Origin of the sequence: Dokdonella sp. (assembly GCF_017744955.1) — a bacterium.
Taxonomy (GTDB): domain Bacteria; phylum Pseudomonadota; class Gammaproteobacteria; order Xanthomonadales; family Rhodanobacteraceae; genus Dokdonella_A.
Window position 1 is genome coordinate 12,052 of sequence record NZ_JAGIAG010000004.1, and the last position, 15,177, is coordinate 27,228.

10 protein-coding genes are annotated in these 15,177 nt (G+C 69.6%); 4 read left to right on the forward strand and 6 right to left on the reverse strand.

Translation table 11 applies throughout. The features are described from left to right. Nucleotides 1-238: 238 nt before the first annotated feature. Nucleotides 239-3,940: a S8 family serine peptidase gene (locus tag J7520_RS10640; RefSeq protein WP_291187849.1), complete on the forward strand. Its 3,702-nt coding sequence runs from the start codon at nucleotides 239-241 to the stop codon at nucleotides 3,938-3,940. Between the two features lie 22 nt (nucleotides 3,941-3,962). On the opposite strand, the gene J7520_RS10645 is transcribed toward J7520_RS10640, so the two are convergent. The 5 genes from J7520_RS10645 to J7520_RS10665 all read right to left on the reverse strand — a co-directional run bounded on the left by J7520_RS10645 (nucleotide 3,963) and on the right by J7520_RS10665 (nucleotide 11,132). Continuing rightward, nucleotides 3,963-5,162: an efflux RND transporter periplasmic adaptor subunit gene (locus J7520_RS10645; protein WP_291187852.1), complete on the reverse strand. Its 1,200-nt coding sequence runs from the start codon at nucleotides 5,160-5,162 to the stop codon at nucleotides 3,963-3,965. After that, a complete protein-coding gene (locus J7520_RS10650; protein ID WP_291187855.1) occupies nucleotides 5,149-8,364 on the reverse strand; it encodes an efflux RND transporter permease subunit in 3,216 nt (1,071 codons plus the stop codon). The genes J7520_RS10645 and J7520_RS10650 overlap by 14 nt, the downstream gene beginning before the upstream one ends. Nucleotides 8,365-8,549: 185 nt before the next feature. After that, a complete protein-coding gene (locus J7520_RS10655) occupies nucleotides 8,550-9,017 on the reverse strand; it encodes a TonB family protein (protein ID WP_291187858.1) in 468 nt (155 codons plus the stop codon). A 52-nt stretch (nucleotides 9,018-9,069) separates the two neighbouring features. Further along, a complete protein-coding gene (locus J7520_RS10660; RefSeq protein ID WP_291187861.1) occupies nucleotides 9,070-10,452 on the reverse strand; it encodes a HAMP domain-containing sensor histidine kinase in 1,383 nt (460 codons plus the stop codon). Next, a complete protein-coding gene (locus J7520_RS10665; protein WP_291187863.1) occupies nucleotides 10,446-11,132 on the reverse strand; it encodes a response regulator transcription factor in 687 nt (228 codons plus the stop codon). Before J7520_RS10665 ends, J7520_RS10660 begins: the two co-directional genes overlap by 7 nt. A 167-nt stretch (nucleotides 11,133-11,299) precedes the next feature. Between J7520_RS10665 and ykgO the strand changes: the two genes are divergently transcribed. The 3 genes from ykgO to J7520_RS10680 all read left to right on the forward strand — a co-directional run bounded on the left by ykgO (nucleotide 11,300) and on the right by J7520_RS10680 (nucleotide 13,077). Beyond that, complete coding sequence (gene ykgO / locus J7520_RS10670) at nucleotides 11,300-11,425, forward strand: type B 50S ribosomal protein L36 (protein ID WP_291187865.1); 126 nt, start codon at nucleotides 11,300-11,302, stop codon at nucleotides 11,423-11,425. A gap of 275 nt (nucleotides 11,426-11,700) precedes the next feature. Next, the gene (locus J7520_RS10675; RefSeq protein ID WP_291187867.1) at nucleotides 11,701-12,024 is read left to right on the forward strand and encodes a hypothetical protein; all 324 of its coding nucleotides are present in this window, start codon (nucleotides 11,701-11,703) and stop codon (nucleotides 12,022-12,024) included. 18 nt (nucleotides 12,025-12,042) lie between these two features. Then, the gene (locus tag J7520_RS10680; RefSeq protein ID WP_291187870.1) at nucleotides 12,043-13,077 is read left to right on the forward strand and encodes an agmatine deiminase family protein; all 1,035 of its coding nucleotides are present in this window, start codon (nucleotides 12,043-12,045) and stop codon (nucleotides 13,075-13,077) included. A 2-nt stretch (nucleotides 13,078-13,079) separates the two neighbouring features. Here the strand turns inward: J7520_RS10680 and J7520_RS10685 are convergent, their stop codons facing one another. Next, nucleotides 13,080-15,146: a diguanylate cyclase gene (locus J7520_RS10685; protein ID WP_291187872.1), complete on the reverse strand. Its 2,067-nt coding sequence runs from the start codon at nucleotides 15,144-15,146 to the stop codon at nucleotides 13,080-13,082. Nucleotides 15,147-15,177: the final 31 nt, after the last annotated feature.

Sequence of the window (15,177 nt, forward strand, 5' to 3'; positions counted from 1 at the left end):
TCGATCCGACACTCCCGAAACGACGTTCGCTGCGTGAATCCCCGCAAGCCGCCTCGTCCCCGCGTCCACGGATGACGTCTTTTTTTCGGAATCCCTTCACCGCGCTGGACAATTGCGGCGATTCGTACAGTTGTCGCATCGACACGGCATCAACCGCGTCGTCGCACGACTACCATTCCGGTCGCCTGCGCAGGGGAGGCGTTCGTCCGCAGATCGGAACCGGGAGGTATTCGCTGTCATGCACAAGACCATCGCAACGGCCATTGCGGCCGCGCTCGCAGGAACCGCCGGCGCGCTCGCGCCCGCGCACCACGCAGCGGCGGCGCCGCCGCAGACCCACAAGGTGTTCGCACCGAAGTCGCTCGCGCCGGCCGGCGCGCAAGCCGTCGAGAGCTACGGCCGTTTCGGCCTGTACCGCGTCGACGCGGCGACCTTGTCGAGCATGCAGGCGGCATCGCCGCGCGTCCGTGCCGACGCCGAGGCGGACAGCCTGCTGTTCAGCGCCTATCCGTTCGACACCCAGCGCGGCACCTTGCAGGCGCCGGCGCCGTTCGCGCTGCGCAGCGCGCAGGGCCCGCGGCTCGACGTCGTGCAGTTCGTCGGTCCGATCAAGCAGCAGTGGCTCGACGCGTTGAAGGCGCGCGGCATCCAGCCGGTGCAGTACGTCGCCAACAACGGTTATCTCGTGTGGGTCGACATCGACGCGCAGCCGCGACTCGAACAGTTGCGCACCGACGCGAACTGGCTGCAGTTCGCCTCGCCGTTCTACGGCTTCCTCAAGGTCGATCCGAAACTCGGCGCGCAGCTCGCGCAGGCCGGCAGCGGCGGCGACGAAGTCGACGTCGTCGTGCAGGTGTACCGGCACGACGGCGTCGCCGCGACGCGCCGCTTCGTCGAGACGCTCGGCCTGGTCCCGACCGGCCAGCTCGGTCCGCTCGGCCCGGGCAAGGCGACCTATGCCTGGGCCGGCATCGCCGATCGCTTCGAGAACCTGGAACTGCGCGTGCGCGTGTCGGACATCCCGGCGATCGCCGAGCGCCCCGACGTGACCTTCGTCGGCGCGGTGCTGCCGGTGCGCCTGCTCGACGAGAAGCAGGACCTCATCATGACCGGCGATTTCGCGCCGGGCACGGGCTCGATCGACTACCTGCAGTTCCTGCTCGACCGCGGCTTCAGCCAGGATCCGGCCGACTATCCGATCGTCGACCTCACCGACAGCACGATCGACGAAGGCGGCACCGGCGTGACCGCGGTGAACACCGCCGACCCGCGCCTGCACGTCGGCGGCGACGTCGCCAATCCGTCGCGCGTGGCGTACTTCCGCAACTGCTCCACGACGGCGGACACCTCGGTCGGCGCGATCGACGGCCACGGCTCCCTGAACGCCGGCATCGTCGCCGGCTACGACCAGACCGCGGGCACGCCGTACCAGGACGCGGACGGCCATCAGCTCGGCCTCGGCGTGAATCCGTTCGGCCGCGTCGGTTCGACGGCGCTCTTCACCGGCAGCGGCCCCTCGATCAGCCGCGCCAACTGCGGCGGCAACGACGCCGGCGTGATCCTGGCGAACTGGCAGAACGGCGCGCGCATCAGCAACAACTCCTGGGGCTCGACCTTTCCGCCGAGCACCTACGACGCCGGGCAGCAGGCCTACGACGCCGGCGTCCGCGACGCCGACCCGGGCAGCGCCGGCAACCAGGAAATGATCTACGTGTTCTCGGCCGGCAACAGCGGACCCGACGCGGCCAGCGTCGGCTCGCCGGGCGCGGCGAAGAACACGATCGTGGTCGGCGCATCGGAGAACCTGCGCCCGTACAGCGGCGTCCCCGACCACTGCGAACTGAGCGGCGTCGCCGTGGCGACGGCCGCGGACGATCCGACCTCGGTCGCCGATTTCTCCAGCCGCGGCCCGTCTCCCGGCCAGCGCGTCAAACCCGAGGTCATCGCGCCCGGTTCGCACATCACCTCCGGCGCGAGCATCTATTCGGGCTACACCGGCTCGGGCGTCTGTTCGAAGTACTACCCGACCGGGCAGACCATCTTCGCCGCCTCGACCGGCACCAGCCATTCGGCGCCCGCGGTCGCCGGCCTGGCCTCGCTCTCGTACTACTGGATCGAGCACGGCGGCGTCGGCGCAGCGGCCGGAACGGTCGACGTGATCGGCGGCGCACGCGCGCCGAGCCCGGCCGCGATGAAAGCCTGGCTGATCGCGCACCCGAGCTACCTGACCGGCGTCGACGGCAACGACGACCTGCCGAGCAACAACCAGGGCTACGGCATGCCGAACATCGACACGATGTTCGACGCGACGCCGAAGATCGTGCTCGACCAGAGCGAAACCTTCGACGACACCGGCGACACGCGCAGCTACACCTGGAGCGTCGCCGATCCGACCAAGCCGGTGCGCGTCGTGCTTGCCTACACCGACGCGTTCGGCGCGCTCGGCACCAGCCCGCAGGTCAACGATCTCGATCTCGCAGTCGACACCGCGGGCGCAACCTATCTGGGCAACCACTTCGCGAGCAATTTCAGCACGACCGGCGGCAGCGCGGACACCAGGAACAACTACGAGGCGGTGTTCCTTCCGGCCGGCGCGACCGACCTCACCATCACGGTGACGGCCGCGAACATCGCCGGCGACGGCGTGCCGGGCAGCGGCGATGCCACCGACCAGGATTTCGCCCTGGTCTGCAGCAACTGCGTGCGGCAGCCGACGTTCACGGTGAGCACGCCCGCGCTGAGCGCGGAGGTCTGCTCCGGCACCGATTTCAGCGCGCCGATCGCGATCGGTTCGATCCAGGGCTACGACACCCCGGTCGCGCTCGCGCTCAGCGGCGCGCCGGCCGGCGCGAGCGCCGCCGTGACACCGACCAACGTGACGCCGCCCGGCAACGCGACCGTCTCGGTGACCGGTTCCGATGCGGTGGCGGCCGGCGACTACACGCTGACCCTGACCGGCACCTCGGGCACGAGCACCAAGTCGCTCGCCATCGACCTGACCTATGCGACCACGGCGCCGTCCGAACCGGCCCTGCAAGCCCCCGCCGACGGCGCGCCGAACCAGAGCCAGACGCCGGTGCTCAGCTGGCAGGCCGCGGCGCAGGCGGGCAGCTATCGCGTCGAGGTCGCGAGCGATGCGGCGTTCTCGACCCTCGTGGCCTCGGCGACCGTCGCCGATACGAGCTGGACCGTCGCCCCGGCGCTGAACTCGAACACGCGCTACTACTGGCGCGTGACGGCGCTCAACGCCTGCGGCGACAGCGGCGGCGCCGGCGGCGACCGCATCTTCGGCGACGGCTTCGACGAGACGCCGTTGCCGCCGCTGTCGCAGAGCTTCGTCTTCACGACCCAGGCCCTGCCCGGCGACTGCTCGATCGGCAGCACGCAGCAGGTGCTCTGGAGCGACGACCTCGAAGGCGACACCAACGGCTGGTCGCACAGCGGCACGCAGGATTCGTGGACGCTCGGCGCGAACGCGCACGGCGGCACGCATGCGTGGCAGGCGAACAACACCGATTCAGTGTCCGACCAGCGGCTGGTCTCGCCGAGCGTGGCCCTGCCGGGCGCGCTGACCGGCCTCACGCTGTCATTCTGGAACCGGCAATCCCTGGAGGCGAGCTTCGGCGGCGGCTGCTTCGACGCTGCGATCCTCGAAGTGTCGAGCGACGACGGCGCCAGCTGGACCCCGCTGCCGTCCACATCGCTGCTGACCGATCCCTACGACGGCGCCGTAGACGACGGGTACGACAATCCGCTCGCCGGCGAACAGGCCTGGTGCGGCGATCCGCAGTCGTATCTGAACTCGATCGTCGACATCCAGAGTCACGCCGGCCAGACGGTGAAGTTCCGCTTCCGCATGGCCAACGACAACTCCGGCGCGCGAGCGAACCCGGGTTGGGCGATCGACGATCTCAGGGTCGCCGGCTGCCAGGCGGATTGATCCCGCCGCTCGCGCCTCGCTTTCAGCCTTTGCCGTTGCCGCCCTTCGTCGCGGCGGTCTGCGCCGGCTTCGCCGCTTCGGCGATGCGCACCTGCGTGCCGGTGACGACGCCGTCCGGCGGGTTCTCGATCACGCGGTCGGTCGGCGCCAGGCCGGAACCGATCTCGACCACCTTGCCGAGGTCGCGCGCGATCGTCACCGGCTTGACCACGACCTTGTCGTCCGCGTCGACGGTGGCGACGCTGACGCCCTTCGCATTGATGATCAACGCGCTGCCCGGAACGCTGAGCGCGCCCGCCTCACCCTTCAGATCGAGGCGCACGTTGGCGAAGCCGCCGGGTAGCAGATCGCCGGCGACGTTGTCGACGTTGAGCTGCATCAGCGTGGTGCCGCTGGCGGCGTTGACCGCCTGCGCCGAGGATTCCACCGTGCCGGCGTAGGTCGTGCCCGGATGTTCGGGCACGCTGATCGTCGCCTTGGTGCCGGGCGGCACGCGCGGCACGTCGTTCTGCGGCACGCTGACGTAGACGCGCAGCTTCCTGGTGTCCGACACGACGAACAGTTCCTGCCCGCTCGCGCTGCCGACGTTGACCAGCGCGCCGACGTCGGTGTTGCGCGCCGTCACCACGCCGTCGAACGGCGCGACGATGCGCGCGAAGCCCTTCATCGCCAGCATGCGGTCGACGTTCGCCTGCGCCGACTTGACCAGCGCCTGCTTGGCTTCGGCGTCGCCGGACTTCTCGTCGGCGGCCTGCTTGGACACCGCGCCGGTCGCGACCAGTGCGCGCCAGCGCTTGGCGGTGGTGTCGGCGAGCGCCGCGTCCGCCTTCGCGCTGATCAGGTCGGCGCGCGCCTGCGCGAGCTGCTGGTCGAGATCGGGCGTCTCCAGGTTCGCCAACACCTCGCCGGCCTTCACGGTGGCGCCGATGTCGTGCTTCCAGTCCTTCACGTAGCCGGACACGCGCGCGTAGATCGGCGCGCGCTGCCAGGCTTCGACGCGGCCGGGCAGTTCGAGGCCGGCGGTGTTGACGGCGTTCGACGGCGGATTGACGGCGACCGTCGCCAGCGCCTGCGCGTCGGTCCATTCGCGCAGCCGCGTGGACTCCGAGGCGCGCACGATCAGCCCGTGCGCGACGACCACGCCGGCGATGACGATCGCGACGAGGCCGGTCAGGCGCAAACCGCGCCGCGAGACGGAATGGGGGGCGTCAGACTGCGACATGGGGCTCTCCGAGCGAAGCGTGCGGCGCCGGATTCGGGCGGGATTTCTCGCCGTGGCGCCGATGGATGATGCTGAAGACGACGGGAACGAAGAACAAGGTGGCGATCGTGGCGAAGATCAGGCCGCCGATGACGGCGCGGCCGAGCGGCGCGTTCTGCTCGCCGCCTTCGCCGAGGCCGAGCGCCATCGGCGCCATGCCGATGACCATCGCCAGCGCGGTCATCAGCACCGGACGCAGGCGCACGAAGCCGGCTTCGAGCGCGGCGGCGGTCGCGTCGCCGAGCTCGTCGAGCTTCTCGCGCGCGAAGGCGATCACCAGCACGCTGTTCGCGGTCGCCACGCCCATGCACATGATCGCGCCGGTCAGGGCCGGAACCGACAAGGTGGTGTGGGTTGCGAACAGCATCCAGACGATGCCGGCGAGCGCCGCCGGCAGCGCCGTGATGATGACGAACGGGTCGCTCCACGACTGGAAGTTGACCACGATCAGGAAGTAGATCAGCACGATCGCGCCGAGCAGTCCGAACAGGAGGCCCGAGAACGCGCTGTTCATCGTCTTGACCTGGCCGAGCAGCACCACGTTGGCGCCCTTCGGCACGTCCTTCGCGTTGGCGTCGATCACGCGCTGCACGTCGGCGGAGACCGCGCCGAGGTCGCGATCCTGCGTGGTGGCGAAGATCTGCACCATCGGACGGATGTCGTATTCGCTGAACACACCGTTGACCTGGGTGCGTTCGAGGTCGGCGATGCCGCCGAGCACGGTGGTGCCGCCGCCCGGCGCGTTGATCGAGACGTTGCGCAGCGCCTCCAGCGAATCGAGCTGGTACTGCGGCGTCTGCATCACGATCGGATAGGTCACGTTGGTGGCCGGGTTGAGCCAGAAGGTCGGCGCGACCTGGCTGGAACCGGCCAGGTTGACCACCAGGCTGTTGGTCACGTCGCGCGTCGTCACGCCGGCGTACTGCGCGCGCGAGCGGTCGATGTTGACCTTGAACGCGGGCGCGCCGCCGGACTGTTGGATGCGCGCGTCGGCGATGCCGGGAATGCGCCGGATCTGCTCCAGTAGCTTGTTGGCGTAGGCGAAGTTCTCGGCCAGGTTGTTGCCGCGGATTTGCAGGTCGATCGGCGCCGGCGCGCCGAAGTTGAGGATCTGGCTGACGATGTCGGCCGGCAGGAACGAGAACGTCATGCCCGGGAAGCGGCGCGGCAGCTCCTCGCGCAGGCGGCGCATGTAGTCGGCGGTCGGCGCGTGGCCTTCGGCGAGCGCGATCTGGATGTCGCCGTCCTGCGGACCGATCGTGCCGGTGTTGTTGTAGATCGTGTTGATCGAGGAGATGTAGGTGCCGACGTTGTCGACCATCGCGCGCAGGTCGTGCGCCGGGATCACCTCGCGGATCGCCTGCTCCACGTCGGCGAAGCGCGCGGCGGTCTCCTCCACGCGCGTGCCGACCGGCGCGCGCGCGTGGATCAGGATCTGCCCGGCGTCGACGAACGGGAAGAAGTTGCGGCCGAGGAACGGCACCAGCAGGAACGAGGCGGCGATCACGGCAAGGAAGCCGCCGACGAACATCTTGCGATGCGCCAGCGCCAAGCCAAGCAGGTCGTGGTAGCTGCGGCGCATGCGCTCGAAGCGCGCCTCGAAGCCGCGCTGGAAACGCACCAGCGGATTGCGCGAGCGCGGCGCGACGCCTTCCAGGCCGTGCTCGTCGGTGTGCGGCGCGTGCGGGCGCAGCAGGTAGTTCGCCATCGTCGGCACCAGCGTGCGCGAGAGCAGGAACGAACAGACCATCGCCGCCATCACCGCCTCGGCCATCGGCACGAACAGGAAGCGCGCCACGCCCTCGAGGAAGAACATCGGCACGAACACGATGCAGATGCACAGCATCGACACGAACGCGGGCGTGACGATCTGCGCCGCGCCGTCGAGGATCGAGGTGCGCACGTCCTTGCCGTGTTCCAGGTGCCAGTTGATGTTCTCGATCGTCACCGTGGCGTCGTCGACCAGGATGCCGACCGCGAGCGCGAGGCCGCCGAGCGTCATGATGTTGAGCGTCTCGCCGAGCGCGGCCAGGATCATGATCGCGCCGAGGATCGACAGCGGGATCGAGATCGCGATGATCACCGTCGAGCGCCAGCTGCCGAGGAACAGCAGGATCATCAGGCTGGTCAGCGCGGCCGCGATCACGCCCTCCTTGGCCACGCCGCCGATCGCGTTGCGCACGAAGATCGACTGGTCGCCGATCGCCTTGATCTCCAGGTTCTCCGGCATCGACGGCTTGACCTGCTCGATCATGTCCTTGATGCCGCTGACGATCGCCAGCGTCGAAGTGGCGCCGCTCTTGAGCACGTTCATCAGCACCGAGCGGCCGCCGTCGACGTGCACGATGTTGGTCTGCACGGAGTTGCCGTCGCGCACGTTGGCGACGTCGCGCACGTAGACCATCGCGCCGTTGACCGCCTTGATCGGCAGGTTGGCGATGTCCTTCAGGTCGGACGGCGCGTTGTTGAGATTGAGCGCGTACTCGAAGCTGCCGATCTTCTGCGTGCCGATCGGGGTCAGCACGTTCTGCGCCGCCAGCGCGTTGGCGACGTCCTGGCCGGTCAGGCCGCGCGCCTGCAGCGCGTCGGTATTGAGGTCGATCTGGATCTGGCGCGACTTGCCGCCGAACGGATACGGGACCGCCGAGCCCTGCACGGTGACCAGGCGCGTGCGCAGCTGGTTCATCGCCAGGTCCGCGAGGTTCTGCTCGGTCAGGCCCTTGCCGGACAGCGCGAGCTGCAGGATCGGCACGGTCGAGGCGCTGTAGTTGAGGATGAACGGCGGCGTCGTGCCGGCCGGCATCTGCCGCAGCATCGTCTGCGCCGCCGCGGTGACCTGCGCGTTGGCGGTGGCGATGTTGACGCCGGGGTGGAAGAAGATCTTGACGATGCCGAAGCCGGTATAGGAGTTCGCCTCGATGTGCTCGATGTCGTTGACGGCGGTGGTCAGCACGCGCTCGAACGGCGTGGTGATGCGCCCGGCCATCTGGTCCGGCGGCAGGCCGGTGTACTGCCAGGCCACGCCGATCACCGGGATGTTGATGTTCGGAAAGATGTCCGTCGGCGTGCGCAGCGCAGCGAGCGGCCCGATGATCAGGATCAGCAGGGCCATCACGACGAACGTGTACGGGCGCGACAGCGCGATGCGGACGATTCCGATCATGCGTGTACCAGAGGAGGTGGGGGCTGATGCAGCGCATCAAGGTAGGTCTCGCCCGCGAAATCGCCAAGCCCCCGCCGAATTAAGAAAACTTCATCTCCGGCGCCGGCGCACAGCGCCGACGATCGTTTTGCGGACGATCTGCGAGATCCCGCGGGCGCATCGAGACGGCTGCTGCGCCGCGGCACTCAGCGCTGGCTTTCGCGCTCGCGCCGGTACTCCTTCTCGCGTGGCGACAGCGGCTTGTCGTAGCCCCGCTCGATCGAGAAATCGAATTCGATGCGCAGCGTCGACGGCACCGCCAGTCCGTCCATCCTGGCCGGCTCGAAGCGCCAGCCGCGCACCGCCGCGGCGAGATGCCGGCCGAACGCCGGCCGCCGCGCCGAGATCACCTGGATGTCGCGCGTGGCGCCTTCGCGCGTCACCACGAACTCGACCTCGGCATGCCCTTCCCCGCCGGTCAGGAATTCGTTGATCGGATAGACCGGCGAGTCGCCGCTGACCAGGCTGGCCGGGGTGTCCCACAGCGGCGAGGCCGGACCGACGATCGAGCCGGCCTGCATCGGCCGATTCGCGCGCTGCACCGTCGGCACCGCCGCGGAACACGCGGCCAGCACGCTGCACAGCACCCACATCATTCCGCCTTTCCAACGCATAGCTCCCTCCTGTTCCGGCCGCCGCGCGGCCGGCGTCCCTTCGCGACGCCGCCTACGACGGCAGCGCCTGTCTCCAGCAGCACACGCTGATGCGCGCGCCGCCGCCCTCGTTGTCGCCGATCTGCAGCTGGAAACCGTGCAGCCGCACGATCGCCGAGACGATGCTGAGACCCAGACCGTAACCCTGCTCCGGCAGCTCCCGATCGCGCTCGCTGCGATAGAAACGCTGCAGCACGATGTCGCGCTCGCCGCTCGGAATGCCCGGGCCGCTGTCGAGGATGTCGACGCGCGCGCCGCGCGCTTCCAGGCTCGCACGCAGGCAGACCTTGCCGCCGCCGGGGGTGAACTTGATCGCGTTCGCGACGAGGTTGCTGAACGCCTCGAACAGGAGATTCGGATCGGCGTGCACCGACGCCTTCGCCGGCGTTTCCAGGCGGAAGGCGATGCCCTGGTCCTCCGCCAACGGCGCGTAGAGCTCGTGCACCTGGCGCAGCGTTTCGCCGAGGTCGACGCTGTCGAAACCGGCGCGGCGGCGCAGGTCTTCCAGTTCGGAGATGCGCAGCAAGGCGCGGAAGCGGTCGAGCAGCGCATCGACGTCGGCGACGCAGCGCTCGAGCAGCGGCCCGCGGTCCGCGCACTGGTCGCCCTTCTGCTGCAGGCGATGCAGCTGCGTGCGCAGGCGCGTCAGCGGCGTGCGCAGGTCGTGCGCGATGCTGTCGCAGACGCCCTTGACCTCGCCGATCAGGCGCTCGATCTCGCCGAGCATGCGGTTGACGATGCCGGCGAGCAGATCGACTTCGTCGCCGCGACCGGACACCGGCAGCCGGCGCCCCAGATCGCCGCGCGCGATCGGCGCCACCGCGGCTTCGATCTCGCGCACACGACGCAGCGGGCGGCGGCTCAGCAGCAGGCCGCCGATCAGCCCCGGAATCACCGTCAGCGTCAGTCCCCAGAACAGCGCGTGGCGCAGGATCGCGCCGACCTGGTCGATCACGCTGGTGTCGCGTGCGATGACCAGCAGCTCGCCGTTCGGCAGCCGCGTCGCCAGGCCGCGCGCGCGCTGCGGATCGCGCCCGGCGCGCTGCAGTCCCAGCGGCAGCTCGCGGATGCGGCCGTCGGCCGGCAGATCGCGCGGAATCTTCTCGATGTTGCCTTCCAGGTAGGTGCCGTCCGCGGCGAACAGCCCGAGCGACATCACGCCGCGCAGATCGAGCGCGCCGGTCGCCTCCAGCGCCTGCGGCAGGCGTTCGCGTTCGATCGAGGTCAGGTAGTGCGCGCGCTGCTCGACGATCTCGTCGACCACGTGCGCCAGATAGCGGGAGGTCTCCCAGTACACCAGGCCGATCAGCAGGCTGCTCCAGACGACGAAGAATGCGCCATAGATGAAGATCAGGCGGGCGGTGGCGGAGCGCCAGTGGTCGCTGAGTCTCAACAAGGCGGCGCTTCGACGAGCATGTATCCCGAACCGCGCACGGTGACGATCAGCGGCGAAAGCGCCGGCGGATCGACCTTCTTGCGCAGGCGGCCGATGTGCACGTCGATGACGTTCGTGCCCGGATCGAAGTGGTAGCCCCAGACCGCCTCGAAGATCATCGTGCGCGTCAGCACCTGGCCGGAGTTGCGCACCAGGAACTCGAGCAGGCGGAATTCGATCGGCAGCAGCTCCAGCCCCTTGTCGCCGCGCCGCGCGCTCCGTTCGATCAGGTCGAGCACGAGATCGCCGACGCGCAGCAGGGTCGCGCGCGCGGCCGCCTGCTGCCGGCGCAGCAGCACTTCGACGCGCGCGGCCATCTCGTCCGGCGCGAACGGCTTGGTCAGGTAGTCGTCGCCGCCGGCGCGCAGGCCGCGCACGCGCTCGTCGACGTCGCTGAGCGCGCTGATCATCAGCACCGGCGTCTGCACGCCTGCCCTGCGCAACGAGGTCACCAGGGCGAGGCCGTCGAGTTCGGGCAGCATGCGGTCGAGCGTGATCGCGTCGTAGCCGCCGCCGACCGCGCGCGCCAGACCCTCGCGACCGTTGTCGACCCAGTCCACCTGGTTGCCGCGGCTCTGCAGCTCGGCGACGATCTCGCGCGCGGTGACCGCGTCGTCTTCGATGGTAAGCACCTTGGGCATCCCGCTACGCTATGGATATTCGGCGCAGAATCAAGGCGTGCGCGATCGGCCGGCCGGCCGCGTGCGCAACGGCCTCTCCGCGTCGGTTGCCGCGGGGGTTTGCATGATCCGGAGAATTCCTTATAATTCCGCGTTTTCCGTGTCCAGAAATACCCCGCGAGGCGTCCATGAAAGTATTGTCTTCTCTGAAGTCCGCTAAGAAGCGCCATCGCGACTGCAAAGTCGTGCGCCGTCGCGGCAAGGTGTTCGTGATCTGCAAGAGCAATCCGCGCTTCAAGGCGCGCCAGCGCTGAACCAGCGCTGCCGACAGGATTCCGCGAAAGGGCCGCCATGCGGCCCTTTCTCGTTTTGTCCGATGCGCTGCCGCGTCGCCATCGCGCGAACGGAAGCGAGCAGCCGCCCGCGGATTCTTTGAAGAACGCCTCTCGCGACCTTCCTCGGCCGCAGCGCCCGACTTCGACCTGCCATTGTCGGCGCTGTCATGGAACCGACCGCGGGCTTCTGCTACAAAGACGGCGATCTACGCCCTTCTCATTTCTTTTTCATAACTAGAACAGGGGATTGCGCCATGTTCCTGAAGTCCGCCCTCCTCGCGATGTCGGTGCTCGGCACGGCCTCACTGCTGGCCTCGCCGGTCCAGGCCGATACCCTCAAGCTCGACGCGAAGGCCTCCAGCGCCGCCGCCGGCATGCCGGGCCGCGGTCTCAGCATGGCCCAGGTCGAGCGCCGCTACGGCGCGCCGCTGGAAAAGCTGCCGACGGCCGGCGGCGACGCGCCGCGCCATCCGCCGATCAACCGCTGGCGCTACCAGGGCTATACGGTCTACTTCGAACGCAACCGCGTGATCCACAGCGTGCGCGACTCGGTCGTCGCCGCCGCGCCGAAATCCTGATCCGACGACTCCATCCTGATGACTATGGGTTTTCGCCTGCCTGCGGAATGGTCGCCGCAGGATGCGGTGCTGATCGCCTGGCCGCACGCCGACACGGACTGGGGCCCGCGCCTGGAGCGCATCGAGACCGCCTACGTCGGCCTCGCCGCCGCGATCGCGCGCTTCGAGCCGCTGCTGGTCTGCGTCGCCGACGACGCGGTGCGCGAACGTGCCGCGCGCCTGCTCGCGTCCGCCGGCGTCGACGCCTCGCGCGTGCGCTACGTCGCAGCTGCCTACGACGACACCTGGCTGCGCGATTCCGGGCCGCTGACCCTCGCCGACGGCGCGCGCTTCCGCCTGGTCGATTTCCGCTTCACCGGATGGGGCGGCAAGTTCGAAGGCGGTCGCGACGATCGCCTGATCGAAACCCTGATCGGCAACGGCCTGTTCGGCGCCGCCGAGCATCGCCGCGTCGACTGGGCGCTCGAAGGCGGTGCGATCGAATCCGACGGCGCCGGCACGCTGCTGACGACCTGGCGCTGCCTGCACCAACGCCACCCGCTGGCGACGCGCGAGGAGATGGACGCGCTCCTGTGCGACTCGCTCGGCGCGGATCGGGTGCTGTGGCTCGACTACGGCTACCTCGAGGGCGACGACACCGACGCGCACATCGACACGCTGGCGCGCTTCGCGCCGGACGAGGCGATCGTGTTCCAGACCTGCGACGACCCGGCCGACCCGCATCACGCCGAACTCGCGCGCATGCGCGAGGAAATCGCCGCGCTGCGCACCGTCGACGGCCGGCCGTACCGGCTGCATCCGCTGCCCTGGGCGCGCGCGATCCTCGACGACGGCCGCCGCCTCGCGTCGTCGTATGCGAACTACCTGATCGTCAACGGCGGCGTGATCATGCCGGCGTACGGCGATCCGGCCGACGCCGAGGCCGCGCGCGTCGTCGCCGCCGCGCACCCGGGACGCGAAGTCGTCGCGGTCGACGCGCGGGCGCTGATCTGGCAGAACGGCAGCGTGCACTGCCTCACGATGCAGCTCCCCGCCGGCGTGCTGGCCACCTAGCCTCAGCCGAGTCTTCGTTCGAAACTGTCGAGCACGGCCTTCTCGGTCGCCGCGCTCGCCGGTACCGCGGTCATGCGGAACGTGCCGCGGCCGGACTGCTTCGCCGCGTAGAGCATGGTGTCGGCGCGCACCAGCATCTCCTTCGCCGACAGGGCGCCGCCGCGGCAGAGGCAAAGGCCGATGCTGACGCCGACCGATACCGTCAGCGCCTCGCCGTGCAGCTCGAACGGCCGCCGCATCGCCGCCACCAGCTTGCCGGCGATGCGTTCGGCGTGACGCGCGCCCGACATCGCCTCGATCAACACGGTGAACTCGTCGCCGCCGAGCCGCGCGACGACGTCCGACGCGCGCATTTTTTCGGACAGGCGCATCGCGAACGCGCGCAGCAGGGCGTCGCCGACGGCGTGGCCGTGCGTGTCGTTGACGCGCTTGAAACGATCGACGTCCAGATACAGCAGCGCCAGCATCGAACCCTGGTCGTGCGCGCGCACGATGGCGTTGTCCAGCCGCTCCTGGAAGCCGTTGCGGTTGAGCAGGCCGGTCAGCGCGTCCAACCGCGCGAGGTGCAGCAGGCGCCTTTCCTCGCGCTTCTTCGCGGTCACGTCCTGCAGCATCGCGTGCACGCCGACCACCTCGGCGGTGCTGCCGAGCTGCGGAATCAGCGTCGCCTCGACGCTGCGCGCCGCGTCGCCCTCGCCTTCCTCGTATTCGAACACCACCCGTTCGCCGCGCAGCGCGCGTTCGAGGTACGGCAGGCGGAGTCGGTAGCGCCGCTCGCCGAGCACGTCGCGCAGGTGCACGCCGACGATGTCGCCGTCGCGCTGGCGCAGGCGCCGGTACGCGGTGTTGGCGAATACGATGCGCTGCCCGGCGTCGACGTAGGCGATCATCAGCGGCAGCGCGTCCGCGATCGTGCGCAGGCGCCGTTCGCTGAGTTCGCGGCCGCGCTCGGCCGCGCGCAGGGCGGTGATGTCCTGCGCATGACCCATCACGCGCGCGATTCCGTCGACGTCGACGAACACGCGGTTGCGGTACTGCCAGAGCCGCTCGCCGCCGTCGCCGGCGCGCACGCGCAGCAGACCTTCGTCTTCTCCGTGGTGGGCGATGCGCTGCAGGTAGGCCTCGCATTCGGCGCGCAGCTTCGCGCCGATCAGATCGCTCAGGGAGCGTCCGAGCAGCTCGACGGCGGTGTAGCCGAGCGAGGCCGCGGCGGCCGGATTGATCGCCAGGAGCACGCCGGCGAGATCGTGGATGCAGATGTAGCCGGCGCTGTGTTCGAAAAGATCGCGAAAACGCCGCTCGCTGGTCTCGATCGCGCGGATCGCGCGGCGCTCCGCGGTGACGTTGCGCGCCTGCACCAGGCGCGCGTGCGGCCCCCACAGAGGCACCGCCTGGGCGCTGACCTCGACCTCGATCTCCTCGCCGTTGCGGTAGCGATGGCGCCACAACCCGTCGGGCTGCCGCGGCTGCAGGCCGGCGGCGAGGTGTTCCCGCAGGCGCGCGACCTCGGCGGGCGAGCGGATGTCGGCGATCGTCATCGACAGGAACTCGTCCTCGCTGTAGCCGTAGGAGCGCACCGCGACCTGGTTCACCGCGAGAAAGCGCAGCGTCCGCGCGTCGTACACCCACATCGGATGCGGATTGAGGTCGAACAGCGTGCGCAGCTGCGCCTCGTGGCGGCACGTCGTGCATTCCAGCGCCTTGCGCGAAACGGCGTTGCGCAGCACGCGGCGCAGGATGCGCGCTTCGACCTCGTCATGCGCGATGCAGTCCGTGCCGCCGTTTTCCAGCACGGCGGCGCGGAATTCCTCGTCGTCGCGCGGCGCGATCACCACGATCGCGCTGTCCGGCGAGGCCGCGTGCAGGAGGCGCACCGCGGCGAGGCCCGCGTCCACGGACGGCGGGGCGAGCAGGATCGCGTCACAGACGGCGGCGCGCAGCCGCACCGTCGCCGAGGCGGCGTCCTCGTGGTGCTCCAGTTCGAGCGCGAGCCCGGTCTCGCCGAGCGGCTCCCCGATCCGCCTCGCCTCCGCCGGTCCCGCGACGATCAGGACGTGCAGCGCGCTCATCCGCTTAAGTCGTCCACCTGAATGGCTCCTT